This window comes from Archaeoglobus neptunius, assembly GCF_016757965.1.
GTDB lineage: Archaea > Halobacteriota > Archaeoglobi > Archaeoglobales > Archaeoglobaceae > Archaeoglobus > Archaeoglobus neptunius.
Window position 1 is genome coordinate 10,927 of the sequence record NZ_JAEKIW010000012.1, and the last position, 25,408, is coordinate 36,334.

Annotated in this window: 27 protein-coding genes; 13 read left to right on the forward strand and 14 right to left on the reverse strand. The window is 46.0% G+C overall.

Annotated elements, in window-relative coordinates:
• Positions 1-23 precede the first annotated feature (23 nt).
• Positions 24-575, forward strand: coding sequence for a GMP synthase subunit A (locus JFQ59_RS09895; protein ID WP_202320271.1), 552 nt, complete (start codon positions 24-26; stop codon positions 573-575).
• Here JFQ59_RS09895 and JFQ59_RS09900 read toward each other — a convergent pair whose 3' ends face one another.
• On the reverse strand, positions 576-1,436 hold the full coding sequence (locus JFQ59_RS09900) for an ATP-binding protein (protein WP_202320272.1): 861 nt from the start codon (positions 1,434-1,436) through the stop codon (positions 576-578).
• Positions 1,433-2,932, reverse strand: coding sequence for a site-2 protease family protein (locus JFQ59_RS09905; RefSeq protein WP_202320273.1), 1,500 nt, complete (start codon positions 2,930-2,932; stop codon positions 1,433-1,435). Before JFQ59_RS09905 ends, JFQ59_RS09900 begins: the two co-directional genes overlap by 4 nt.
• A gap of 88 nt (positions 2,933-3,020) precedes the next feature.
• On the opposite strand from JFQ59_RS09905, the gene JFQ59_RS09910 reads away from it, so the two are divergent.
• A complete protein-coding gene (locus JFQ59_RS09910) occupies positions 3,021-4,394 on the forward strand; it encodes a pyridoxal phosphate-dependent decarboxylase family protein (RefSeq protein WP_202320274.1) in 1,374 nt (457 codons plus the stop codon).
• Here JFQ59_RS09910 and JFQ59_RS09915 read toward each other — a convergent pair.
• Entirely contained in the window at positions 4,377-5,903 is a 1,527-nt protein-coding gene (locus JFQ59_RS09915) for a xylulokinase (RefSeq protein ID WP_230972455.1), read from the reverse strand. The two genes, JFQ59_RS09910 and JFQ59_RS09915, sit on opposite strands and share 18 nt — an antisense overlap.
• A 78-nt stretch (positions 5,904-5,981) precedes the next feature.
• Here JFQ59_RS09915 and JFQ59_RS09920 point away from each other — a divergent pair, with 78 nt between their 5' ends.
• Complete coding sequence (locus JFQ59_RS09920) at positions 5,982-7,073, forward strand: MFS transporter (protein WP_202320276.1); 1,092 nt, start codon at positions 5,982-5,984, stop codon at positions 7,071-7,073.
• 28 nt (positions 7,074-7,101) lie between these two features.
• The gene (locus JFQ59_RS09925; protein WP_202320277.1) at positions 7,102-8,100 is read left to right on the forward strand and encodes an NAD(P)/FAD-dependent oxidoreductase; all 999 of its coding nucleotides are present in this window, start codon (positions 7,102-7,104) and stop codon (positions 8,098-8,100) included.
• Here the strand turns inward: JFQ59_RS09925 and JFQ59_RS09930 are convergent.
• The 3 genes from JFQ59_RS09930 to JFQ59_RS09940 all read right to left on the reverse strand — a co-directional run bounded on the left by JFQ59_RS09930 (position 8,085) and on the right by JFQ59_RS09940 (position 11,189).
• Positions 8,085-9,749, reverse strand: coding sequence for a fatty acyl-CoA synthetase (locus tag JFQ59_RS09930; RefSeq protein ID WP_202320278.1), 1,665 nt, complete (start codon positions 9,747-9,749; stop codon positions 8,085-8,087). The two genes, JFQ59_RS09925 and JFQ59_RS09930, sit on opposite strands and share 16 nt — an antisense overlap.
• Before the next feature lie 148 nt (positions 9,750-9,897).
• Positions 9,898-10,824: an LVIVD repeat-containing protein gene (locus tag JFQ59_RS09935; protein ID WP_202320279.1), complete on the reverse strand. Its 927-nt coding sequence runs from the start codon at positions 10,822-10,824 to the stop codon at positions 9,898-9,900.
• 2 nt (positions 10,825-10,826) lie between these two features.
• The gene (locus JFQ59_RS09940) at positions 10,827-11,189 is read right to left on the reverse strand and encodes an LVIVD repeat-containing protein (RefSeq protein ID WP_202320280.1); all 363 of its coding nucleotides are present in this window, start codon (positions 11,187-11,189) and stop codon (positions 10,827-10,829) included.
• Between the two features lie 321 nt (positions 11,190-11,510).
• Here JFQ59_RS09940 and JFQ59_RS09945 point away from each other — a divergent pair, with 321 nt between their 5' ends.
• The 4 genes from JFQ59_RS09945 to JFQ59_RS09960 all read left to right on the forward strand — a co-directional run bounded on the left by JFQ59_RS09945 (position 11,511) and on the right by JFQ59_RS09960 (position 16,297).
• Positions 11,511-12,836 (forward strand): DUF22 domain-containing protein, encoded by a 1,326-nt coding sequence (locus JFQ59_RS09945; RefSeq protein WP_330999873.1) that lies wholly within the window; start codon positions 11,511-11,513, stop codon positions 12,834-12,836.
• Positions 12,837-13,020: 184 nt separating this feature from the next.
• Positions 13,021-14,001, forward strand: coding sequence for a sulfite exporter TauE/SafE family protein (locus JFQ59_RS09950; protein WP_202320282.1), 981 nt, complete (start codon positions 13,021-13,023; stop codon positions 13,999-14,001).
• Positions 14,001-14,453 carry a DUF1634 domain-containing protein gene (locus JFQ59_RS09955; protein WP_202320283.1) on the forward strand — a complete coding sequence of 151 codons (453 nt, stop codon included), beginning with the start codon at positions 14,001-14,003 and terminating at the stop codon, positions 14,451-14,453. Before JFQ59_RS09950 ends, JFQ59_RS09955 begins: the two co-directional genes overlap by 1 nt.
• A 17-nt stretch (positions 14,454-14,470) precedes the next feature.
• On the forward strand, positions 14,471-16,297 hold the full coding sequence (locus JFQ59_RS09960; RefSeq protein WP_202320284.1) for a chloride channel protein: 1,827 nt from the start codon (positions 14,471-14,473) through the stop codon (positions 16,295-16,297).
• On the opposite strand, the gene JFQ59_RS09965 is transcribed toward JFQ59_RS09960, so the two are convergent.
• The 4 genes from JFQ59_RS09965 to JFQ59_RS09980 all read right to left on the reverse strand — a co-directional run bounded on the left by JFQ59_RS09965 (position 16,294) and on the right by JFQ59_RS09980 (position 18,779).
• A complete protein-coding gene (locus JFQ59_RS09965; protein WP_202320285.1) occupies positions 16,294-16,698 on the reverse strand; it encodes a hypothetical protein in 405 nt (134 codons plus the stop codon). The genes JFQ59_RS09960 and JFQ59_RS09965 overlap by 4 nt on opposite strands.
• A gap of 2 nt (positions 16,699-16,700) precedes the next feature.
• Complete coding sequence (locus JFQ59_RS09970; protein WP_202320286.1) at positions 16,701-17,588, reverse strand: sulfite exporter TauE/SafE family protein; 888 nt, start codon at positions 17,586-17,588, stop codon at positions 16,701-16,703.
• Between the two features lie 94 nt (positions 17,589-17,682).
• Entirely contained in the window at positions 17,683-18,219 is a 537-nt protein-coding gene (locus JFQ59_RS09975; RefSeq protein WP_202320287.1) for a ribbon-helix-helix domain-containing protein, read from the reverse strand.
• A gap of 50 nt (positions 18,220-18,269) precedes the next feature.
• Positions 18,270-18,779 (reverse strand): universal stress protein, encoded by a 510-nt coding sequence (locus JFQ59_RS09980; protein WP_202320288.1) that lies wholly within the window; start codon positions 18,777-18,779, stop codon positions 18,270-18,272.
• 80 nt (positions 18,780-18,859) lie between these two features.
• Here JFQ59_RS09980 and JFQ59_RS09985 point away from each other — a divergent pair, with 80 nt between their 5' ends.
• The gene (locus JFQ59_RS09985) at positions 18,860-19,270 is read left to right on the forward strand and encodes a hypothetical protein (protein WP_202320289.1); all 411 of its coding nucleotides are present in this window, start codon (positions 18,860-18,862) and stop codon (positions 19,268-19,270) included.
• Positions 19,267-20,211: a radical SAM protein gene (locus tag JFQ59_RS09990; protein ID WP_202320290.1), complete on the forward strand. Its 945-nt coding sequence runs from the start codon at positions 19,267-19,269 to the stop codon at positions 20,209-20,211. Before JFQ59_RS09985 ends, JFQ59_RS09990 begins: the two co-directional genes overlap by 4 nt.
• On the opposite strand, the gene JFQ59_RS09995 is transcribed toward JFQ59_RS09990, so the two are convergent.
• From JFQ59_RS09995 to JFQ59_RS10005, 3 genes are read right to left on the reverse strand one after another with little or no spacing between them, the layout of a single operon-like run.
• The gene (locus JFQ59_RS09995) at positions 20,191-20,871 is read right to left on the reverse strand and encodes a uroporphyrinogen-III synthase (protein ID WP_202320291.1); all 681 of its coding nucleotides are present in this window, start codon (positions 20,869-20,871) and stop codon (positions 20,191-20,193) included. The genes JFQ59_RS09990 and JFQ59_RS09995 overlap by 21 nt on opposite strands.
• Positions 20,868-21,641 (reverse strand): carbon-nitrogen family hydrolase, encoded by a 774-nt coding sequence (locus JFQ59_RS10000; RefSeq protein WP_202320292.1) that lies wholly within the window; start codon positions 21,639-21,641, stop codon positions 20,868-20,870. Before JFQ59_RS10000 ends, JFQ59_RS09995 begins: the two co-directional genes overlap by 4 nt.
• Positions 21,628-21,897: a winged helix-turn-helix domain-containing protein gene (locus tag JFQ59_RS10005; RefSeq protein WP_202320293.1), complete on the reverse strand. Its 270-nt coding sequence runs from the start codon at positions 21,895-21,897 to the stop codon at positions 21,628-21,630. The genes JFQ59_RS10000 and JFQ59_RS10005 overlap by 14 nt, the downstream gene beginning before the upstream one ends.
• 84 nt (positions 21,898-21,981) lie before the next feature.
• Here JFQ59_RS10005 and JFQ59_RS10010 point away from each other — a divergent pair, with 84 nt between their 5' ends.
• The 3 genes from JFQ59_RS10010 (at position 21,982) to JFQ59_RS10020 (ending at position 24,839) form a co-directional block, all read left to right on the forward strand.
• On the forward strand, positions 21,982-23,052 hold the full coding sequence (locus JFQ59_RS10010) for a formate--phosphoribosylaminoimidazolecarboxamide ligase (protein ID WP_202320294.1): 1,071 nt from the start codon (positions 21,982-21,984) through the stop codon (positions 23,050-23,052).
• Between the two features lie 36 nt (positions 23,053-23,088).
• The gene (gene cobB / locus JFQ59_RS10015) at positions 23,089-23,838 is read left to right on the forward strand and encodes an NAD-dependent protein deacetylase (RefSeq protein WP_202320295.1); all 750 of its coding nucleotides are present in this window, start codon (positions 23,089-23,091) and stop codon (positions 23,836-23,838) included.
• A gap of 101 nt (positions 23,839-23,939) precedes the next feature.
• Positions 23,940-24,839 carry a CBS domain-containing protein gene (locus tag JFQ59_RS10020; protein ID WP_202320296.1) on the forward strand — a complete coding sequence of 300 codons (900 nt, stop codon included), beginning with the start codon at positions 23,940-23,942 and terminating at the stop codon, positions 24,837-24,839.
• A 4-nt stretch (positions 24,840-24,843) separates the two neighbouring features.
• Here the strand turns inward: JFQ59_RS10020 and JFQ59_RS10025 are convergent, their stop codons facing one another.
• The gene (locus JFQ59_RS10025) at positions 24,844-25,386 is read right to left on the reverse strand and encodes an HDIG domain-containing metalloprotein (RefSeq protein WP_202320297.1); all 543 of its coding nucleotides are present in this window, start codon (positions 25,384-25,386) and stop codon (positions 24,844-24,846) included.
• Positions 25,387-25,408: the final 22 nt, after the last annotated feature.

Genomic DNA, 25,408 nt, shown 5'->3' on the forward strand with positions numbered 1-25,408 from the left:
TTTCCTCCCATAAACTTTTGACCATGAAAATTTACGTTGTGTACAACTACGGACAGTACAACCATCTGATTCACAGAACGCTCAGGGATCTTGGAGTTGAAACAAAACTGATTGAAAACACCACACCTGTCGAAGATTTAAAGGAAGTTGACGGACTCGTTATCGGTGGTGGCCCCTCACTGGAAAGAACTGGAAACTGCGAACTTTACCTCAGGGAGCTTGACATTCCGATCATCGGAATATGCCTTGGCCACCAGCTTATGGCAAAGGTGTTTGGCGGAGAGGTTGGAAAAGGAAGCATGGGTGGATATTCTGAGGTGAAGATTCGCGTTCTGGAGGATGATGAGCTCTTTGCGAAAGTACCCCGGGAGCTGACGGTCTGGGCGAGCCACATGGATGAGGTCAAGAAGCTGCCCAAAAACTTCAAAATTCTTGCGGAGTCAGACATCTGCAAAATTGAAGCCATGAGGCATGAGAAAAAGCCTGTCTATGGCGTTCAGTGGCATCCAGAAGTATATCACTCGCAGTATGGGGTCGAAATTTACAGAAACTTCGTTGAAATCTGCAGAAAGTAGTCAGAAGCTCATTCTCAACTTGCAGAAAGAGCATATGTCTCTGTTGGTAATCTCTCCACACAACCTGCAGTACTTTACGTGATCAAACTCTTCCTTTTCAGAGATCAGTCCTCTGATAAAGTTTTTGGAGAAACCCGGCTTCCTCCTTTCAATTTCGTAAACGATCTCTTTCCATTCTGGATTCGGGGCATAGGGACACTCCATTGGTGTGAACGGAATTGACTCTATCAGTACATAAAGCATATTTTCCTTTTCGCTTACCTCAAATAGAGGTTTGGCCCTTGCCACAATCTTCTCATCGAATGGTTCGTTTCTGGGCAGCAGCTTTTCAGCCCAGAGTCTCATGCCACCAGCCACATTTTTGAGATAGAAGGAAACGATATCCTCCACCGTGTGACCTGTTGTAATGATGTCGAAGCCGTTTTCCCTCGCAAAGCGGTTCATTATGTACCTCTTCGCCGTACCACATGCAGAGCATGTTTTCCTTCTTAGCCTTTTCCTCACATCGCTTACTGTAAAACCGTACTCTTCCAGCCTGACCACATTGACGTTTACGTCAATGCTTTCCGCCAGCTCCATGACAGCCCTCTCCGACTCGGATGAGTAGTGATCAATCCCAAGATCGATGTAGAGAAGTTCAAACTCGTATCCAAGTTTTTTGAGGACATTGGCCATTGCAGAACTATCCTTTCCTCCGGAAACGGCAGCAAGGATTTTTTCTTTCGGCTTCAAAATGCCGTACCTCTTTATGCTTCTTTTCACGAGGTTTAAGTAGAATTCAGGGTAACACCTTTCGCAAAGAGACAGTCCGTATGCTTTCAGAATAGCCACGGCTCTTCTACCACATTTTCTGCATTTCATATTAGCCCCTCGATGTTGGGTATGAGGATCGACAGCAGTATGGAGAAGAAAACAATGAATGCGAAGAACTTAACGACCTGCATGGACAATTGCTCTCCCCTCTTCTCTCCGTACCATCTCGAAAGGATTTTCGCAAAAACCTCATGAAACACCCTGCCACCATCAAGCGGAACTGCAGGAAGGCAGTTGAAAAGACCGACGTAGAAGTTGATCCATCCAACCCAGTAGAGTGTGTTAAGTGTCCAGAAAACCCATTGAGGAGCATCGAAAAGCATTTCAATCTCCCCCGTAAATCCCTGAAATCTGAATGGCATCGAAATCAGGTAAAGCCATCCACCAAGACTCTTCATGAGATTGGGGATACTTTTTAGCTCATTAAGAAGTGAAGCGGAATAGAAGATGTTTATTCCATCAATGCTGTCAAAAGTCTGGACGTAAACACCGAGAAAACCCTTACCTCCTTTCCCTGCGAGGGTGACGTTGTACCGCTTCACCGATCCATTGTCATAGATGTAAACTGCTATCTTCTGCCCCGGTTCTGTCTCCGCCATCTTCTTCTGGAAATCGGCGTAGTGCCTTATCACACTGTCATCGATTCTGACTATGAGCATGCCGGCTTTCAAGCCGGCGGCTTCAGCAGGATACGTTTTATTGTCTTCCCTGTATAACCCGATAATCTTGACACCCATAATACCGTCAACAGTAACATTTCTCAACTTTCCGTCTTTTTCAAGTGTTATAACAGTTTTTGTGTTGTTACCAACGGCCATTTCCACGTCAGAGGGAGTTTTAACCGGAACACCATTTATACCCAAAACCCTACCCTCAATTCCACCGGTATCATTTACGGCAACAACGGTTGGATTTACAGCTCCTAAAAGGTTAAAGAAGAGAGTGAATGCGATTAAAGCTACGAGAAAGTTGCTGATGACCCCAGCGGAAAATATTCTTATCCTTGAAGATGATCTGGTCCTTTCCTTGCTCATCAGTTCCTCTTCATCCGGTTCGGCAAATCCGCCTATTGGGATCAGCGCAAGAATAATGCCCAGAGATTTAACCTTGACACCCTCAACTCTGCAGAGAATCGCATGGCTGAATTCATGGACAAGGAGGGTTATGATCAGCCCAATTGTACCCCATATCACCGGGATAAAGGGGTTGACGCCCGGTAATAGCAGTGCAGCCCTTGGACTTGTCAGCTCCGATGGCTGGGGGGGCGATGTAATCATTATGTAATCAGCCACAAGAATAAGGGCGAACATGAAGCACATTCCTGCGAAAACTGCGGGTAAACCAAGGTTTGCGATGGTTCTCCAGAATTTCTTTGGCCTTGATATCCTCTCAAGCAGACCGAGGCCCCTTTTGGTTCTGAGGAGGAGTACCGGTCCGTATGCAGTCATGTTGTATTTCTCCAGAACTCCCCTTCTTCTCAGAATCTCTACCAGAGCCCAGTAAGCTGTAAATGCGATCACTGGGTAAACGATTGAGGTGAACATTAATGAGAAAAGTTCAGAGCACAATAAAAGCTTTAGGTTGTGGATGAATCATGGCAAAGCTAATATTTTGTTCGGATAAATATGAATCATGAAATTTCCGCACTCTGGCAGAAAGGCGGAAGAGGTGCTTGAAGACCTTGATAGTTATGCCCGCAACGACTTCGATCCGCACAGTAAAAGAATGTGGGGTCACGTTTACTACGCCGGATTGAAAGAACTTGTTGAGGTTGTGAGGAGAGCGTATCTCATGTATATGGATAAAACCATGCTCGATTTCACCACCTTTCCAAGTTTGCTGAAAATGGAGAACGAAGTTGTTGGAGCGGCAGCAAACTTGCTGGGCGGTGATGACGGGGTGGTTGGCTGCTTCACGTATGGTGGGACTGAGAGCATTATGCTTGCCTTGAAGGCTGCAAGGGAAAAATTCAGGAAGGAGAAAGGGAAGGATGCAGTTCCTGAGGTTGTCCTGCCCGCTACTGCTCATCCTGCCTTCTGGAAGTCTGCTGAGTATCTCGGGATGAGGGTGCGGCGTGCGGCAGTTGATGACGGATTCAGAGCAGATCTGGACAGTGTGAACGAGCTTGCTGGAAGAAAAACTGCCCTGATTGCTGGCTCAGCCCCCAACTATCCTTTCGGAGTCGTGGATGACATAAATGGACTTTCGGATATTGCAGTTGATAGGGACATCTGGTTGCACGTTGATGCATGCCTTGGTGGTTTCTCCCTGCCATTTTTTAAAAAGCTCGGTGAAAGGGTTCCCGACTTTGACTTCCGCATAGAGGGTGTGAGTTCTATTTCTGCGGACTTTCACAAATATGGATTTGCCCCACGGGGGTCTTCCGTGGTGTTATACAGGGAAGCAAAGTTAAGAGAAGGGCAGATTTTTGTAATGGCATCATGGCCCGGTTATCCCCTTGTGAACACTGCGGTGCTGTCAACAAGATCGGCGGGAACTCTCGCTGCAACCTGGGCCGTTATAAACTATCTCGGTATGAATGGTTACCTTGAACTGGCGAAAAGGATGCTTTATGCCAAGAGAAGACTGATTGAAGGGCTCGCAGAAGTAGGTCTGGAGCTGCTTGGAGATCCGGAGGGTGCTGTGGTTGCATTCACTTCTCCCGATCTGAATCTGTTTCATGTGAGCAGCATAATGGCCGGGAAAGGATGGTACGTTCAATCACAGCCAGGATCAAAGCAGCTCGGATATCCGAAAAGTCTGCACTTTTCGATAAATCCAGGTCATGCGGATGTGGTTGAGGAGTTTATTGAGGACATGAAACATGCAGTTGATGCGGCCAGGAAAGAATATCCGGACGTTTCGAATTTCGATATCTCGAAGATTGACTATGAGAGCGTGCTTGAAAACATGGAGATCATCAACGAGTTGATACATTCAATGCCACCTGAAGTTGTGGAAAGCACTTTCAGATACTTCATCAATGAATCAATCTTCAGACCCTGAGTTCAGACTCCTGTATATCTTTTTCAGCTTTCCATATACTGACTTGTAGTGTTCAAACATCCTGTCGTAAGTTTTCGCCTCCTTTTCATTGGGTCTGAACACCCTGTCAACCCTGAACTTTGCTGCGGCACTCTCGAAAGTTTCCATCCCAAGGCCAACTGCTGCCATGGTGGCAATTCCCCTCAACCCGGTCAGTTCCGGGCTTTTTATCCTTTTTACAGGCCTTTTTATTGCGCTGGCAATTATCTGACACCATGCATCAAAAAGCGCCCCGCCTCCAACTATGCTCACCTCTTTCTGGTGCCCCGTCATCTTTTCAACGTAGCCGTAGACCCACTTTATGTTCATCGCAACCCCCTCCATCATAGCCCTCAGCACCTCTCCCCTGCCGTGATCGAGACTGATGTTAATCAGACCCCCCCTCACGTACGGATCGTCAATCGGTGCCCTCTCACCGTAAAACCACGGCATGAATAACAGCTTTCCTCCTTCGGCCTCGTTAACCAGCTTTTCGACCAGATCGTACTGCCCCTCTATCCCGACAAGCTTCATCGCCCATTCTATTGCCCCGGCAGCAGTCTCCTGTTCTGCAATCAGAAGATATTTTTCCGGAATCGCACTGAGTAGACTACCTATGAAGTGAAAGATGTCGGTTTTCCGGTCGGATATATGCGCTGCAACCCAGTCGCTCGTCCCGATGTAAATGTGGCACTCGTTGTCCCTCACAGCACCCGATCCCACAGCGGTGGCACACACATCACCGGAGCCAACTATTACTGGTACACCTTCGTTCAGCCCAAGTTCGCTGGCGGCCTGCGGAGTAAGGTATCCTGCAATTTCTGTTGAGTTTTTTATCTCGGGGAAAAGGGAAAGGGGAAGATTATAGTCCTTCAGGATTGATTCTGACCATCTGGCCCTTCTACCCCTCGTGTCGGCAAGCCATGTCAGGTGTGCCTCATCCGGACTCGTTACAAAGTTTCCGGTTGCTCTGGCGACGAGATATCCTCTCACATCGAGCATTTTGTGGGTTTTATTGAAAACATCGGGTTCGTTATCCCTTATCCAGATTATCTTGGAGATGGGATCCTTTCCTGTTCTGGATGGTGCACCACCTGTTATCCTGAGGAATTTAATGAGTTTCCTCAGAGAATACCCCTGAATCTTAATCAGCCCTTTCCAGACATCGTCCGGCAAACCCCCCGCTCTCTCATCAAGCCATGTTATGATGTTCCTTAGAGCGTTACCGTTCTCATCGACGGGGACAACACCAGCCATATGTGCATCGAACACAACCGCATCCACGCTGGAGTCTGCGACCGCTCTGCAAACTTCGGCAATGCTGTTCCACAGTGTTTCCGGATTCTTCTCAGCCCAGTGTTTTTTCGGGTATTCCACAACTGCCTTCACAGACTCGAACTTTACTGGCTCGAAGCTGGATGTGTCAACGACAGCAGCCTTTATGGATGTGGTGCCAACATCCACGCCAAGAATCAAACCAGATTTCATCATTATTATTCTTACACTAAATATTTATAACTTTCTATCGTTAATTGAAGGTTTAAATAGTTCAAACGGTATCTGTGTGCAATGCGAAAGCTACTACTTTCAGGTTTCTTCATGTATGCTGCGCTTAGCTGCGTAATTCCTGTAATACCAGCGTACGCCATAACTCTTGGTGCCTCCCAGATCGTCTCTGCAATTGCTGCAGGCATATTTGCTCTCTCCCCGGCAATAGCCATGACGCCTTTTGGCATCTTCAGCGAGATCCACGGCAGGAGAATCTTTATTTTATCCGGAATTCTGATGAGCATTCTTGCTTCGGTCCTGTATCTTTTTTCATCCACGACCTTCATTCTCATAGCTGCCAGATTCATTCATGGTTTGGGAGTCGCAATGTATATTCCAGCCATAAACGCTCTCGTTGCCGATGTATCAGCGGAAGGCAGGAGAGGCGAGTCTATAGGGTGGATTCAGACCTCCCTCATGTTCGGATTCTTTGTTGGACCCATGCTCGGTGGATTTACTGCAGAAATGTGGGGTGTTGAAAAGGTGTTTGTTTTATCCCTGATTTTTGCCCTTCTGTCCCTTTTCTTCGCTCTGCTTTCAGTGAGAAAAAATGGAGGAAGGACATCCAAGATCAGCCTGAGGTTTCCCATCGGAATGATCCCATTTTATTTGCTGATTTTCCTTGGAACAGCGACGACATCCGCTCTGGCAATCTTCGCTTTGCCGTATTACAGGGCCGAAATTGGCATAACAGAGTTTCAGTCCGGTGTGATCGTATCTGCCCTCTTTCTCTTCTCTTCCGTTTCCCGAGTTCCTGCCGGCATTCTGGCTGACAGAGCGGGTAGGAGGACCGGAGCAACTGCAGGTATAGTGGTTAGCAGTCTTGGCCTCTTTCTGGCCTCAACAACAAATCCTGTTCGGGTATTTCTTGCAGCTTCGGTCTGCGGGGCTGGAATGGGGATCCTCAACACATCCGTCTTTGCCGCAGCTTCGGATCTGGAAAACAGAGGTTTTGCACTGGGTCTCGCAAACTCTTTTTTGAATGCGGGGATATTTCTGGGCTCCACCCTTGCCGGTTTTATGGCGGGATTCATGAGCTTTGGGGAGATGATGCTGTATCTGGCTTTTATCACCGTCTTGCTGATACCTCTTGCGATTGCACACAAAAATTAAAATATTTGAAAAAAGCAACAGAGTGTAAATGAGGGTATGTGTAATTGGCGGAAGCGTAGCAGGTTTGGAGTGCGGAATAAACCTGGCAGATTCGCTTGACGTCACGATTTTTGAGGAGCATCAGGAAATAGGCTACCCCCTGAAATGCGCCGAAGGATGGATAAATTTCAGCGGGCTGAAGCCCTACGTCAGAGGGAGGAGTATCGAAAGGGTTGTTATCAATCTACTGGATGAGAACCTGCGAATTGCAGACAGCTTTGAAATAGAGGAAAATGTCGTGCAGATAATAAACAGACCTGAGATGGAACAGAAAATGGCCGAAATTGCTGAAAGCAGCGGGGCTGAAATAGTTACGGGGAGGAAAATGACGATAAAAGAGGCAACTGAAAAATTTGACGTTGTTATTGACGCTTCTGGCTACCCTTCCCAGTGGTGCAGAGAGTTTGGCGGTAAAAAAGCCTACGGTTTCGGAATGCAGGCCTTCTATGAGAGGGATTTTGACTATATCTCCATATTCCTGAAAAAAGGGTTGGATGGATACTTCTGGATATTTCCCATGGCTGATGGTGGTTGTAAGGTCGGTGTTGGGGTATTTACGAGATACGACGGAAGACTGAAAAAACTCTTGGAAAAATTTTTAGACACCATGGGGTTCGGAAAACCGTCAAAGCTAACTGCCTCTCCAATCGGATGCTACCCAAATCTTCCGCTGGTGAGATATCATAGAACTCCAGTGGCTCTTGTGGGGGATGCTGCAGGCCTTGTTGACCGTGGAGGAGGGGAGGGAATGTCCAAAGCTGTGATTTCAGCGAGAATACTTTCGGATTGCATAATCAACGGCTCACTTGAAAGCTACGAAAAAAGGTATTTCAGTTTCATGAGAATGCACTACTTCGTAGCCAATTTCTTCGGTTCAGTGAGAAAGAACTGGACGCTGACCAAAATTTTTGGTAGAGCAGCAGTATGGAGTCTGGCGGTCAGATTAATGAACTCTCACTATTCCAATATGGTTCACGATTTCCTGTAAAAGTCTGCAAGCATTTTTCGGAGTTCTCTCTTCATTATCTTTCCAGATGGTGTTTTTGGAAGCTCTTCGGGCTTGAGAACAACTACTGCCTTTGGAACCTTGAAAGGTGATAGTTCTCTTTTGCAGAATTCTATTATCTCTTCAGGGTTGACGTTTTTTCCGGGTTTCGGAACAACTATTGCCGTCACAGCCTCAATCCATTTTTCATGGGGCAGGCCAATAACAGCAACCTCCCACACGTCGGGATGCCTGTATATGACCTCTTCAACCTCCCTGCTCGAGACGTTCTCGCCGCCAGTTTTTATCATATCCTTCTTTCTGTCGACAATTTCAAAGTATCCTTCCCTGTACATCACAGCGATATCTCCGCTGTGGAACCAGCCACATTCAAACGCCTGTTTGGTCTTCTCCGGATCTTTGAAGTACATGAGCATTACGTGGGGGCCACGGGCACAGATTTCCCCAGGTTTTCCCGTATCTCTTATTTCTTTGTGGTTCTCATCTTCAAGCCGGGTTTCCAGATTCAGCCCTGCTCTGCCTGCTGTTTTTGGATAGGCAAGCACCTCATCATGCTTCGCCACAGTGTGGTACGGTGCGAGCTCGGTTTGACCATAATACTGGTAAAACCTGGCTCGGGGGAGTTTGCTGACCAGTTCATTAAGCGGGCCTTCGGGGAATATGGAGGCCCCGTAGTAACACTTTCTTAACGAGCTCAGGTCGTACCTGTCAAAATCCGGATGTCTTAGCAGCCCAATCCAGACCGTTGGTGCAAGAAACAGCATTGTTGGTTTGTACCTGTCCACGTACTCCAGAATGGTTTCCGGTTTCGGATCACTCATCATTACATTTGTCCCCCCGATGTAGAACAGCGGGATCATGAAAACGTCTCTCTGAGCACAGTGGTAGATCGGCATGGTGTTCAGACAGATATCATCGGTAGAATACTCCCCATCTATGATGCAACCCACGTACTGCGCTATCAGAGATTCGTTTGTGTGGACGACGCCTTTCGGCCGAGTCTCGGTTCCGCTGGTGAATGTCATCTGAACCGGATCTTCGATGTTCAGAACTGTGTCGGGCTCCGTCGCACCGTAACCGCCGTACCAGTCGTCAAAGCTGAGCCATTCATCGTTCGGCGCATCATTTCCTGTGCCCTGATCCGACCACACGAAAGTTTCCACAGTTTTGAGGTCATCAATTACCGGCTCTATTCTCTCGTAAAGGGAATCCTCCACTATAAGAACTCTGGCTTCGGCGTGGTTGATGCAGTATGCCAGATCCTTTCCGTACATCAGGTAGTTCAGAGCGAGGTATATTGAACCGGCCTTGGCTGCACCGAAAATTGTCAGAACGTGGTGGAGAGTATTGTGGGCAAGTATCGCCACGCGGTCGTATTTTTTGAGGTCCAGGTCGAGAAGGGCGTTTGCGAGTCTGTTAGCTTCGTCATCAAGCTCCGGATATTTCAGTCTGATCTCCCCTTCCTTCGGGTGGTTGAAAACCAGCGCATCCTTTTTCGGATATCTTCTAGCACTTCTCTTCAGAAAGTCTGCAATCACCCATCTCCGCACCTTGTTGTACCTTCTCCTGATTTCCCGAACATTTTCGTCGGTGATCTCGCTAAACACATCTCTCGAAATATCATGTAACATAAAGATAATTGTTTTTAATGTCTTAAAAAGTTTTGTGACCTTCGTGGGTCAAACTGCTGCTGACAGGCTCGAAGTTTTAGGTGCAGGCTCGGCTTTACCAGAAGGACAGGGTTGACTCGGTTTGAATGTATACAAGTTCGACGAGCGGCTAATCCCCCAGTAAATTTTTAATTAGATTAAATATTTTAAAGACTGTTTTTAACATCTCCTCAACAAAGTTTGATTGCAGAGTACTTGACTGGTTCTGCGAGCTGAGGTTAACTTTCAAAACCTCAATGTTCTCCCCTATAACATACGCATACTCCCCGGATGCTGAAACCCCCACGAGTCTGCTTGTTGAGGTATACTCTGCAACTTTCACGGGATCAGCAGGTTTGGATAGGTCCAACACCTCAAGGTTTTTTAGCACAACCATGTACCCGTAGTTACCTGAGATGTACATGTCCTCAAACTTGTTAGAATACACTCCTGCCTTCTTTATCCTATCGGGCTCTGAAGCATCCAAAATGGTAATGTTACTTCCTGAGAGAACATAAACATAACCGTTCGTGCCCATTATCTTCTTACCGCCAGTGTTAGAACTCCAAATCTCTCTTATACTGGCCGGGTCTGATGCGTCCAGTACACTCAAACCCTTTTTCCATACCGCATACACATGACCTTTCTCAACATAAAGAGATCCACAGCAGAAGTCCGAAGCCGTGTATTTGCCTATCTCTCGTGGATTTGCCGGATCGGACAAATCATACACTGTAAGTTCTGCAGACTTAACTATCTCATATTCGGATCCTATGAGGCAGGATACACCCACATAGAGATATCCATCTGAGATATAGACTGTTGCAATATTTTTGAGTGGAAATTCGTTAATAACTCTTGGCTCAGCTGGATTTGAGACATCCACGATCCAGAGCTTGCTACCGGCAACGTACACATAGTTTTCGTAGGCGACAAGATTTCGGGCAAGTTCATTAAGATGTATCTCGCCGAGCTTCTCTGGATTTGTCGGGTTCGAGACATCCAGAACATAAAGTCCTCGAAACTCACTTCCAACATACGCACGATCTTTGAACACGGTTATGAGCCTTGCAACACTATTTCACTACAGCTCACGATCTCGGGCTTTGACGGATCTGATACATCAAAGATTATGAATCCATACGCGCAGTTTACATATGTGTAGTTTCCGTAAACCGTGAGAGAGCCAGCTTTATAACATTCATATCTCCAGACCTCTTTCATATTCGTAGCTTCCGTGGCATCCAGAATTCTAAAGCTGGATCCAGTTGTAAGGAACACATAGGTTCTACCATCGATCTCTGCCACATCAAATGATTTGATCATGCCAAGAAAGTCTCCCACACGCTCAATTGGTTTGGCAGAGGCAGTGCAGTTCAGTGTTGCAGCGATGGCGATAATCAGCATGAGAACTCTTTTCAAACTTTCCACCTCACACTGCAGTTACTCACTTTTTCACTTTTAACTATTTTTAAAATTTATCGATCATGTCCCATCCTAAACCGGATTCGAATCTTATCTCCATTACGCTCCTGCGTATCCATATTGTTTGATGGGAGGGCTACGGTAAATCTGTTTGTCTGAAAGTTTTTCAATACCGATTTTACCGAAACAGTCCTGGTGATTTTTAGGAAATTGCAGTTTTCACTGTCCAACAAAAAACTTAATAAACGGAAATATACGGTCAATTAAAAATTCGAAAGAGATAAATAACAGATAATCATTGAAAATATTGAAGAGGTGGTGAAATTGAAAGTTAAGGTAACGTACTGGGCCGACGAAATAGGCGGGAAGGTGGAAGAAATGGAAATGGAATTGAAGCCTTTTGGATACAGGATGGCACCCATCACCCAATGGGAGCTTCTCATAGCGGATGAGGATATCAAAGTTGAAAAAGGAGAACCCATCATTATAAAAATCAAACCTGTTTTCCTCCCTCCAAATACGATGGTTGGGCCGCTCAGCATAATGAGGCATGCGCTCGGAATAGTTAACGATGTTGTTGAGTGTGGGATACCTGAAAAAGTTGAAGATGAAAAATGCATAAGTAGAGTTCTCTTCATACCGGTTGAGAGCGGGGAAATAAAGAAAGGTGACCTCGTCGGTGTTTTGAAGGTATACTATATTAAAACCGGCCTGCTGAACCGTTTACTCAACATAAATCCACCCAAGGTTGAGATAAAAAGAGAGGTAACACTGCTTAACATAACATGGAGGGATAACGGGACAATTCACAGAGAAGAAGCTAAAGTGGAAGCTCTTGGTTACATACGCAGTCACATCGGCGTCTGGGAAGTTCTGGTTGCTGACGAGGACATCGCTGTTAGAAAGGGAGATATTGTCAGGGTTAAAATAAGGGAGGTCGAGTTGCCCCCCAGCACGGTTGTTGTACCGCTAAGTGTCATGAGAAACGCCTACGGTACTGTACTGGATGTAGTGGAGCTGGGAAGACCGAAGAAGGTTGAGGAGGTGAAAAGAATACAGCAGGCAATATTTCTGGCAGTTGAGGATGGCAGGATAGAGAAGGGAGACCTGATAGGTGTCATAAACGTTTATTATGTGGGGATGGAGAACGTTGAAAGCGTTATAAAGGATAAAAAACCGGAAAAGGTCAGGCTGGTTTACAGGAGTGGTGAGGGGATAATAAAGAGAGATGTCACAATTGAGCCCTTTGGATACAGGAGAAGTCCCGTTGCAAGGTGGGAAGTTCTCATTGCTGATGAGAGGAAGGAACTGAAGTATGGCGAACCTGCAACCGTGAGAGTTAAAAAGATTAAGGTGCCGCCCAACACCATAATCTACCCTCTTCACATCATGAGGCACGCCTACGGCACGGTGGTCGATGTTTTCTGCGACTGCCCGCCCTGGAGGGTGGAAGAGGGTGGCGAGATCAGAAAGGCGGTTTTCCTTCCGATCGCTGATGGGGAGATAAAAGAAGGTGACCTCCTCGGAGTGCTGAACTTTTACAGCACCGAAGTCGGGAAGCTGGGTACACTGGTGCAGTGGTACGACAGATGGCTCAAGATGTCTGATGAGGAGATGCTGCTGTATCTGGAGGGTGTGCAGTAATCTTCACTTTTTTAATAAGATTTGAGAACATTTACTAAAAAATCTCAAAATTTCTTTTAATTTTTTAAAATTTTAAAACATGCTATATATTTTCGAAAACTAAATATACTGGTATCAAAGGTGATTAAATTGTTCCTCAGAACCAGATTATGGCCAGTATGAAGCATCTTTGGAGGTATCCTCTATGAAGATCCAAATTACAAAGCTGGTAAAATACTGGAGATTTATTTTAGTGGCACTGTTGCTTACGGGCGGTATTGAAGTGGCACTTGCGAGCCCTCAGGGGAATGGGGGTGGAGCACTGCAGTTCTTTTTGGAAGTATACTTTGCCTGCGTTGCGATGGGTACAACCGCCATCATTGCCGGAACGGGAGGAGGTGTTTTGTTCACAACACTCTTTCTGGGATTTACCAACATCCATCCCGATGTGATCAGGGCAACTGGATTGCTTGCGGCCATGTCAGGAACGCGTATGGGGGCACGAAGATTCCTGAAAAAAGGTATAGCCAACGTAAGGTTGGTGCTCGTTGTTGGGGTAACCTATACGGTGTTTGCGATTATCGGGGCAATTGTTGGCCTGAAGATAACCCGGGAACTTGGAGAGTATGGAATAGCTCTCATCAAGCTGTTGCTCGGACTTATAGTGGTGGCTGTGGGCGTTGTTTATCTGATAACCAAAAAGACGGACTATCCCGAGCCTAAGAAGATCGACTCATTCACCCGGAAACTAGGAGTGGAGTATCCCTACTGGGAGGATTCCTTAGGATCGGTTGTGGACTACAGGGTTACACGGGCTCCTCTGGCAATTCTGGCTTTCTGTGCAGTGGGTTTTGTGTCCGGTATGTTCGGTCTGGGGGCTGGATGGGCGGTAACGCCAGTTCTGAATCTCGTGATGTTGGCCCCGCTCAAGGTTGCAACGACCACCAGTGCGGTCATCATCAGTCTTGGGGATACGGCTGCAATTTTTCCGTACCTGATGGCAAATGCTATTGTTCCGATATTTGCCGTTCCGGCAGTTGCCGGACTGATTACAGGAGCTGAGATAGGATCCAGAATCGCTGTCAGAGTGAGGCCATCTGTCGTCAGGTACATATTGATAGGGATCCTGTTCTTCACCGGTTCAAAGCTCGTGCTAACCGGTCTAACCCTCATGGGGGTGATATAATGCAAAGAAACGAGATTCCAAACCCCCCTGTAGAAGGACGTGTTTATGGGGAAATTGCAGCTCTTATAACCATAGTCGGAATTGTGATAGCCCTGATTGGGGTGGCAATCAATCTGACGAAAGGTGGAGAGCTGCTGGACACCTCAAAATTAATCCAGGGTCTGCTTGAAGGGAGATCACCGCATGAAATATGGAAGACCGATTCCGTGTTCAAAGCAGAGCCCCATGGATACTGGTTTTTTGGCTATCTGAGTACGGGAGAAGGACTGTCAATGGCGGGTCTGGCAATAGCCTGCTGGGGAGGAGTAATCGGCGCATGGAGCATCTTCTTGGCAATGTTTCGAAGTAAAGAGGTTCTTCTCTACAAAAAAGGACTGTATCCCGTTCTTGCTTTCGTTATCTCAGTAATTCTCACGCTGGCGGCTCTGGGGATCCTCTCAATTAGACATTAATGTGAGGGAGGGCAGTAATGAGTCCTGACCTTGGGTTGAGAAAGTCCATAAAGGAAGCATTAGAGGACCCCAACCTGCAGTATCTCAAAAAGTGGACGATTCTCGGAGTTACTGTGGGCGTAATCGCCGGTATTGGGGCCATTGTTTTCTACACTCTGCTTAATTTATGCAGCACGTTTTTTTTGGGCCGCCTCGCCGGGTACTATCCTCCAACTCCCGGATATGAAGGGGGCAGGTTGGACTGGATCGGTCCGCACAACCCGATGAGCCTGCTTATTGTGATGGTACTTGGAGGTTTACTGACGGGATTAATAGTCTATACCACCGCTCCCGAGGCAGAGGGGCATGGAACAGATGCTGCAATAAGGGCATTTCACAAAGAAGGCGGAAAAATAAGAGCAAGAATTCCTATCGTTAAAACCATAGCCTCCGCCATTACCATAGGCAGTGGAGGCAGTGCTGGAAGAGAGGGACCTACAGCTCAGATCTCTGCAGGGTTCGGTTCAATTGTCGCTGACCTGCTCAGGCTCAGTCACGAAGACAGGCGACTCGCTCTGGCGGTTGGAATCGGTGCCGGGATAGGAAGTATTTTTAAAGCTCCACTGGGAGGTGCGCTTCTGGCTGCAGAGATCCTCTATATCCGCGATATAGAGAAAGAGGCAATAATACCCGGTCTGATCGCATCTACTATAGGTTACGCAATATTCTGCGAGTACTTCGGGTATGAGCCCATATTCAGGTTCCCTGAAATCAGCATTCATCCGATACATCTTCCCTTCTTTGTCCTTCTTGGTCTGATCTGCGGGATTGTTGGGATCCTGTATGTTTACGTGTTTTACAAGACCCACGATATTTTCAAAAGCCTTCCGATTCCGGACCACCTGAAACCGGCTATAGGTGCCGCTCTGGCAGGAATAACAATTCTCCTTGTCATGAGATTTTTCGACCCGAGAGCCGGGCTAGGAGCTGTGGGGATGGGATATGGGTTTCTTCAAATGGCCATGTTAAACATGCTGCCCCTGGAGGTAATGCTGCTAATTGCAATAGTCAAAATTATTGCCACATCTTTAACAATAGGATCTGGGGGGAGTGGAGGCGTCTTTGCTCCGGGACTGGTGATTGGCGGAATGGTAGGTGGTACAGTCGGTATGGCCATGCACACCCTTTTTCCATCCATAATAACTCTGAATGTGGTGCCCGCCTTTGTCGCAGTTGGCATGATCTCCCTCTTTGGCGGGATTTCAAAGGCCCCTCTTGCAAATATGATCATGATATGTGAAATGACAGACAATTATGTAATGATATTTCCCGCAATGGCGGCTGTGTTTGTTTCTTACGCCATAACCGGAAATCGCACCATCTACATCGAACAGGTGGAAACGAGAATTGACAGCCCTGCACACTTCCCAATCGCTCTGAGAAGCGTGCTTGACCGTATAAAGATTAAGGATGTCCCGTTCTCGGAGAAGGTAGTTGCTCTTACCCCCGAAGACACCGTGCTGGATCTGCTGGAGCTTACCGAAAAAACGGGTTTTATGGGATATCCGGTCATAGAAAACGGGATATTCAAGGGCATCATCACGCTTGAGGATATTTCAGATATAATTTCGAGGGGGAGAGATGAGTACATGAAGATAAAGGTCAGAGACGTTATGAGGGAGGAGATTATCGGCGTTCACCCCTACGAAACCGTAAGGGACGCAATCTTAAAAATGGACACCTTCAATCTGGACAGAATACCTGTGCTGGTACGGGATAGAGTAATTGGAATTGTAACCAGAGGAAACATACTGGAGTGCATTACAGAATGGCTGGAGGAACATGAAATTAAACAAAAAATTTAATGACCACCGCCACCCAGCACCAGCGGTCTGAATATTGCAAACAGGAGTTCAATAGCTATGATTGCCAGTATCACCTTGTATATTTTTGGAGCAGAAGCTATGGATGCAATAACAGCCAGTAATGGTGCAAACGCCAGAATCGCAACTCCAATTAGACTCAGACAATCGAAATGAAATGGGTGATCCAGGAACCATCCATAACCATAGACTGTTATTCCCTTTGCATCCATCCAGAACTCCTCAGATGGCTTGTCCCAGTTGTGAACCATGTGCTGGGGGTCAACATAAACATTCTCTCCCGTTACCGATAGCAGCCCCGGTATCAGCATGACGATCAGTCCAATGGTTGTTACAAGTTCCAGCACAGACCCGAAGGTTTTGTTAAGAGGGTCAATCTTCATTTTCACCCACCTCCTATGTAACCCAAACCCTGCAAACCCTTCCAGATGTCAACAACGGCAGAGAGCAACATTATGCACATCACAAGATACCGGATGATTTTTGGTCTGGCCCTTGCAGCCAGTTTTGCACCCACTCTGGCCCCCAGCGTAATTCCGAGAACCGATGGAACGGCAATGACAGATAATATTGCCCCATTTGCAAGATACACCCACACGGCTGCTGCATCATTTATTGCTATGACAAGCATACTGGTCGAGGTGGCAACCTTTATGGGTGCACCCATAACAAGGTTTAAAGCCGGTACGTTCGCCCATCCTGCTCCCAGACCAAACATACCCGCAATAAAGCCGACAGCAGCAAAAATTGGAATTGCCACTGGCATATTTTTGATTTTGTACTCCACATCCTGCCCCAAAGTGGGTTCGTAAAAACTGCCTGAGATTCCAAGTTTTTGCGAGATTTTGTCCTGCTTCTCCACGATTGGAATTTCGACTCTCTTGGATGTGGCCATTATTCCGAATATGATGAAAAGAACGATTCCGAGGAGTATTGTGATGTAGTCCTTACCTTCCGGAAATTCGCCGGAAATCCAGAGCCCTGTTATGCTGCCGATTATCGACATCACACACGAGACTGCAACAATCGGTGCTGCAATTCTGAGGTTTGCCAGTCCCCTTTTTATAAGCTGTGGCGTGGATGACAGTGAGCTGGTCAGAGCCATTACCAGACCGACTCCACGGATGAAATCGATATCGAAGGGGAAAAAAGCTGTGGCGATTGGTACAAACAGAACGCCCCCTCCAACGCCGGATAGCGGCGAGATTACGCCAATTACAAATGTAAAAACAAATAATGCAACTGGCCAAATCCACCAAACATCCACGTACATAACAACGGCTTTTTTGAAACACTTATAACTTTTACTAAAAATTTCTTAATGATTCAAAATTATATGTTGTTTTCTCAAATTTTAATAAACTGTATTAAGGTTCGGTAACTATCAGTTTTCTTATTCCTTCGATTATATCCACTCTGATTCCGAGTTCCTCACATATCCCGAGTATAAATTCCTTCAAAAACCTCTGCTCCGGTCTGGTAGCGAGAATGAGTGTGTGAATCTTTCCCTCTGACTTTACATTGTACAGTCTTTTTGCTGCCAGGTGCTCTAGCACGTCTTTCAGCTCTACAACACCTCTGACTTTAAACTCTGCACCGTATTCACGTCCTATCTGCCTTATCTCCTCCCAGAAGCTTTCAGATGCACATTTGTTCAGCTCTGCCAGTATCATTATCCACGTTTCTGTGTCCAGGATGATATTCTCTCCTCCGCTTATAAAGTTGCAGTAAACCTCAACGTCCTTCAAAGTCAGTCCAGATGAGCTGAGTGCAAAGTATAACTCCAGCGCTTCTCTCAATACCTCTGAAACTGGCTTATCTTCTTTTTTTGATGTTTCTTTGAGTTTTCTGAAAAGTTCAGTGTTCACGGCCGCTGATATTCTCTTCTTTTTTCTTGTCATCATCTTAAGAAAATGTATGATAATGTTAATAAAACTTACTAATACAGTTTAACTCAGCCCAAAGCGCATTTTGTACATTTTAACTCCTCCTTATTCTCCCATCCACTGTACGTCGACTTGCACACCAGAACAGGAGTCTTCGTCTGGAATATTACATCTTTGTGGGCATCTCCACGAAGCACCCTTTTTATGAAGCCTTCTCTCTCCATTCCAAAAATAATGATGTCTGGTTCCGTAATCTTCTCGAGATTTAAAATCTCCTCAGTAACACTTCCAAAAATTATTTTCACCTGTGTTACGTTAAATCCAGCCTCCTCAAGTCTGTCTATGTAAAAATCAACGAATTTAGATGCTTTAATTCTTAGATCAGTGTATATCTTCATTTCTTTTCTTTGCGAGAGAACAGGAAAAGTTCCGGCATCTGAGCAGAAAATCATTAAAACATCAGCCCTAAATCCAGCTTTTCCCAAAAAAACGAGCTTCTCAACAGCGGTTCTGCCACATTCTGAGTCGTCAATTACGAGAATAACCTTTCCCTTTTCCCGAAAGTCCTTGGATATCATAAGACCCGCTACCCCGGTTCAGTACTCAGATAGTGGATTATTACCTTAGAATCTTTATATAAGTTGCTGTTTAAAAATAAATGATTAAATGTGACATGCTGATAGCGGATGTCAGATTTAAATACCGTATTGCAGAGAGTGCCGGGATGAAAAAGGTGGAGCTGTACACGTATGAAGATGCGAACAGGGACGTTGAGGAGGGACTGACAGAGGGCGAAGCGGCTGTAAAGAAATGGGAATACATAGTTTTAGCTTTAAGGGAAATAGAAGAGGTTGCGTTGCAGATGACCCCACTTTGCGAACGTTACATAGATTTTGATTGCGATGGATGTCCGCTTGTAAAATTTGATCTGCCGTGTACCGAGGCAATGTCGACATACAGCATTTTCTGCACCGATCTTAAAAAGCTTCGCATGGTGGCCGAGAACATGCTTTCAATGATCATAGCGGCCCAGAAAAGTGAAGAGAGGAGAAACAGCTTTTTTGTATGAAATGTTTGCTCTGTGATAGAAAAACCCCGTCAAGGTTTCTCCCACTCTGTCCCGCCTGTTCAAAAAAGGAGGAGGCAAGAGAATTTGCCCGGAGGCTGCATCCTCCCGTTTCAGGCAGGAGGGTTGAGAAATGCAAGCTATGCAGCAACGAGTGTTCGGGTGTTGCCCTTTGCGGGAAGCCAGAGTACGGAAAGATCAGCTATTATGAAGATCCTCTCCCCACAAATTGCTGCAATGCATGGTTCTGCAATGGAAGCAGGTTGTCAGGTACTAATCTGGCTGTTTTTTACTACGGATGTAATTTTGATTGTCTGTTCTGCCAGAACTGGACTCACAAATTCATCGAAGAGGCGGAAAGGGTTGAAATCGATGAACTTTTGAGGGTGGTGGAGAATGACAGAGTAAAATGCATCTGTCACTTTGGCGGTTCACCCGAACCGCAACTACCCTTTGCGATAAGGTTCAGCAGAAAAGCTCTCGAAGCTCGGGAAGACCTGATGATCTGCTGGGAGTGGAACGGTGCTGGAAACGCCATTCTGGCGATGAAAGCGGCAGAGCTCAGCTACAGGTCTAATGGAACCGTTAAGTTTGATCTCAAGGCGTGGAATCCGAACCTGCACCTTCTTTTAACCGGCAGGGATAACGAACGGGTCAGGAGAAACTTCGAGAGGATTGCGGAGAGATTTCCCGACATAGTTTCGGCCACAACGCTGTTAGTACCTTACTACATTGATGAAAATGAAGTGGCTGAGATTGCAAGGTTCATAGCGGACCTGGATGAGAACATCCCGTACAGTCTTCTGGTATTCCATCCCGATTACAAATTGAGCGATTTACCCATCACACCTTTGGAGCAGGTTAAAAAGTGTTACAATGCGGCCAGAGCACATCTCAATAATGTGAATATTGGAAACCTGAATTTACTTGGTCATTCTTTTTAGCAGGCTGATAACACCGTCAAATGTATATTCTTCGGGCAGGAGAGGTTTCAGACCGTATTCTTCAAGCACTCTTGCTGTGGGGGGGCCAATGGCGATGACGATCAGCTCTTTCAGTTTTTCTATACACTCCCCATCGCACAGTTCAAGAAAGCTTCTGGCTATCATACTGCTTGAAAACACTATTGCATCGTAAAATCCATCCCTCACCCTCTCGATTTCTCTCCTCTGCTTTTCTCCGTGCAGCTTCTCGATTCGATAGACGACAATATCGGAGAAATCACAGATTTCATCAAGCTTATTGAGTATTTCACTTCCGGCATTGCTCCTTAAAGCGATTACCCTCTTGTCTCTCAGTATTTCTGAGTACTCCCTGAACAGTGTTTCAGAGTCAAATTTTGATGGAACCATTACGTCATAGTCTTTCAGAACCTCAGCAGTCTTTTTACCTATTGCAATAACCTTCCTGAGATTGGCTTTTCTGCTTACCAGTACCTTCGCAGCGTTCTGGCTTGTAACGATTGCAAAGTCGTGCTCCGGGATATCAAAATTTGTGTAGGTCAGTTTTACAAAAGGACAGCCGTAAGCATCAAAACCTGCATCTCTGAGCTTTTTAATCGTTTCTTCAAGTACCTCGGATGGTCTCAGAATCAGTACTCTCATAGAATATCAGTTCTGAGGTCGTTAAGAAATGGATACTTTTTCCTTACCTCATAAATCTCAGGGAGTCTGATATCACTCATCATAACTTCCTGGTAATCTCCCCCCTCTATCAAAATCGTTCCCAGTGGATCGATTAGCATTGAATGGCCACCGTAGTTCAGGTCTCCCTCAACGCAGTTTACTCCGGCAACAAAAATCTGATAGTCTATCGCCCTTGCCTGAAGCAAAACCTTCCAGTGTTCGATTCTTTCTTTGGGAAACTCAGCAGGAACAGCAATGAGCTCCGCCCCCATTTTTACAAGCTTTCTGAATAGTTCGGGAAATCGGAGCTCGTAACATATGAGCAAGCCTATCTTTCCAAGTGGAGTTTCAAAGACCTCCAGCCTGTTGCCCGGTTTAAAGTACTTTTTCTCCGATGTGAGGGGAAACATGTGGGTCTTTCTGTATTTTCCTATTATCTCTCCCTTGTGAATTATAACTGCAGAGTTGTAAAGGTACTCACCTTCTTTCTCCGCCACACCGGCAATGATCACTATGTCCCGGGTGGATGAGAGCTTTAGTAGAAGCTCAAGCTCCTCTTCCAGCGGTTCAACGTTTTTGTAGTTATGGGGGTAGAAGCCGGTGTTGAACACCTCCGGCAAAATGACCAGATCGGCCCTCACCTGCAGAGCTCTCTTAATCAAACTCAGCCCCTTCATTATGTTAACTTCTCTATCGGGCAGAATCCTCTGCTGAGCAAGCGCAACTCGAATTCTCTCAGAGGTAGTCAACTATCTCACCCTCCTTTGTTATCCTCCACCCCTCATCGGTTTTTTCTATGCAGAATCCCCATTCAAGAATTTGAATATGATATTCGAGCTCTTTTCTGGATATTTTTAGTTCCTCCATAATCTCATCCTCAGATTTCCCATGTGCAATCAGCTTAAGTATGTTTTTCCTCACAGGATTTGAAACTGCCTTGTGGTACCTCTCGTGATAGATTCTGCTTTTCTCAATACTGTCGCTGAATTCACTCCATTTTGCCATTGCCAGAATATTGAAATTTTTGATTTTTAACTTTTTTCCGGGCTTTTCCGATTTTTATTTATATTCAGCAGGTGGTTGGAAAATATGAGAGATGAACTGCTGAGGGTGCTTGAGAGTTACGACACTCAAAACATTCATATCGGAACGATCGGCAGTCATTCGGCCTTGAATATTCTGAAAGGTGCCAAGGATGAGGGTTTTGGAACGGTTTGCATCTGCAGAGAAAGGGAGAGGAAAGTTTATGAGAGCTTCGGTGTTGCTGACAGGTTTATCATTGTAAAAGATTACAGAGATCTGCTGGAGGAAAGAATACAGGGCAAGCTGAGGGAAATGAACACAATTTTGATCCCTCACGGGTCATTCAATGCATATATAGGCAAGTTCAACGAGCTGCTCGTTCCAATTTTTGGGAACAGAGAGCTTATGGTGTGGGAGACTGATAGAGAGAAACAGAGGGAGTGGCTGATTAGGGCCGGGGTAAAAATGCCGAAAAAATACTCGGTTCCCGAGGAAATTGAAGGTCTGGCCATAGTGAAGTTCCCAGGGGCAAAAGGGGGGAAGGGATACTTCATCGTTTCAGATGCTGAAGAATTTTACAGAATATCCGAAAGAATGGTGAAAACCGGGTTGATAACTAGAGAGGACGTTATGAAAGCCGAGATTCAGGAGTACATTCTCGGAACGAACATATACTTTTCCTTCTTCTACTCACCGGTCTATGGAAGAATCGAACTTATAGCCGTTGACAGGCGATATGAGTCAACAGCCGATGCTCTTGGAAAGGTTCCGGCGAAGGAGCAGATAAAAGGGGAAATTGATCCCACATACACCGTGATTGGAAATTTCCCGGTCGTCTTGAGAGAGAGTCTTCTTGTTCAGGCCTTTGAAGCAGCCGAGAACGTCGTTAAAGTCTCAAAGGAAATAGCATATCCCGGGATGGTTGGGGCTTTCTGCATAGAGTCAATTTTCGATGAAAATGCGCAGATGTATGTGTTCGAAATTTCAGCAAGAATTGTGGCCGGGACGAATGTCGGAATACCCTCATCTCCATATTCTTACATACTTTTCGGGGAGAACATGTACATGGGCAGGAGGATTGCGAGAGAGCTGAAACTGGCAGTCGAGAAGGATATGCTTGGAGAACTGATCTACTGACAAAAAATATAACTGATAGCAAGGTAATAAATAAACATGGAGGAGATTAAAAAAGCAGCAGAAATCATAGCGAAATCAAAGCATGTGGTTGTTTTCACAGGTGCGGGTATTTCGGCTGAGAGTGGTATTCCGACATTCAGAGGGGAAGATGGGCTGTGGAGAAGGTACGATCCAGAAGAAGTAGCTTCAATACAGGGATTCAAGCGAAATCCAAAGGCATTCTGGGAGTTTTCGATGGAAATGAAGGACAAGCTTTTCGCCGACCCGAACCCTGCCCACTACGCAATAGCTGAGCTGGAAAGAATGGGAATTGTGAAGGCGGTAATCACTCAGAACATAGACATGTTGCATCAGAAATCCGGAAGTAGAAGAGTTCTTGAGCTTCACGGGAGCATGGAAAAGCTTGACTGTCTTGATTGCCACGAAACATACGACTGGGACGATTTTGCGGAGGACTTTAACAGGGGAGAGATACCCCGCTGCAGGAAATGTGGAAGCTGGTATATAAAGCCAAGAGTCGTGCTTTTTGGCGAGCCTCTGCCCCAGAGGGTGCTGTTTGAGGCAATGGAGGAGTCCAAAAAGTGTGATGCCTTTATCGTCGTAGGTTCGAGCCTTGTGGTTTACCCCGCAGCGGAACTTCCCTACATGGCGAAAAGTTCGGGAGCAAAGATGATTATAATAAATGCTGAGCCGACGGTAGCCGACTCGATTTTTGATGTCAGAATCATCGGGAAGGCTGGGGAGATCCTGCCCAGAATCGTGGATGAAGTCAAAAAGATGCGCTAAAATCATTTAATTTTTCCAGCAGAACGCCATGACTTGGAAAATTATAAATATCCTTCACGGCCATTAACTAATATTTAAATTTAAAATTGGAGGTGATGCAAATGGTTGAGCTTGATCTGACCCAGATCCAGAAGGACATACTGTATGCGTTGATAACTCTCTACAAGAAAAAGGCCGGCGGGTCGGTTAAAGGTGAGGAGATTGCAGAGCTGATTAACAGAAATCCTGGAACGGTAAGAAACCAGATGCAGGCTTTGAGAGCTTTGGGGCTTGTAGAGGGTGTTCCCGGTCCAAAGGGAGGATACAGACCAACATCAAAGGCCTACGAACTCCTGTCAGTCACGAGGCCTGAAGAATCTGTAAAGGTTAATGTGGTTGTAAATGGAAACGAAATGGAGGAAATCTCTGCCGAGGAGATATCTCTGCCATCGATTTCAAATCCAAACGTGTGTCAGGCAAGAATCAGACTTATCGGGGATATCAAGAAAATTAACCCCGGAGACAGCGTTGTAGTAGGCCCAACACCTGTGAACGAGATGATGGTCTACGGAAAGGTTGTTGGAAGGGATGACACCGAAAACACAATTGTGATAGACATTGAGAAAATTGTTGCCCTTCCCAAAGATACTGTTGGGGAGCACATGTCCTCTCCGATAATAGCCGTTGACGCTGAAGAAAAGGCAATCACAGCAGCAAAAATTCTGGCTGAAAACGGAATTTACTGCACCCCTGTAAAAAAGGATGGCAAGTTTGTTGGTATCTTCACCCTCGATCATGTCGCCAAGGCAGTTGCCGAGAACAAGCTTGAAGCGAAGGTTGAGGAGGTAATGAGGCCGAAGCTCGTCATGGTTGAGAAGGACACAAAGATCAGAGAGGCAATCAGGCTGATGAGGGATGAGAAGGTCAGGATTCTTCTTGTTACAGACAAGGGAGAGCCAATCGGAGTCATAACTGATCAGAAGATCCTTACGAGACTTGCTCCAGAGCAGATAACTTCTTAAATTTTTATTTTAGTCCAAGATCCTCTTTCACAGAAACCAGTCCACGTATGGCAATTTCGTAAAGTTTTTCCAGCGGTATGTCTAGCTTTTCTATCATTCTTATTCTGTTCCTGTCACAGCCAGCCGCAAAGCTCTTTTCTTTGAACTTTTTCCTGACGGTTTTTGGTGTAACCTCCGTTATCTTCCCACTCTTTACGAGAGCGCATGCAATGATCAGCCCCGAAACGCTGTCTGCCGCCTGCAGGGCTATTTCAACAGGTTTTTCGTAATCTCCAAAGAGAATGTGGTTGTGTCTCTTCACAACCTCAGCAATCTCCTTATCCACACCCTCTTTCAGCAGAATCTCTGCCCCCACCAGTCCGTGCCTTTCCATGTCTCCCTGTGTCTGTTCATAGTCGATGTCGTGCAGTATACCAATTGTCCACCATTGCTCTTCATCCTGTCCGAGTTCTCTTGCAAGTTCCCTCATTACCGCTGCGGTTGCGATGCAGTGCTTTATCAGCTTGTCATCCGTTATGTACTTCCTGAGCAATTCAACGGGATCCATGCTAAAAGTAATCCGCAGCTAT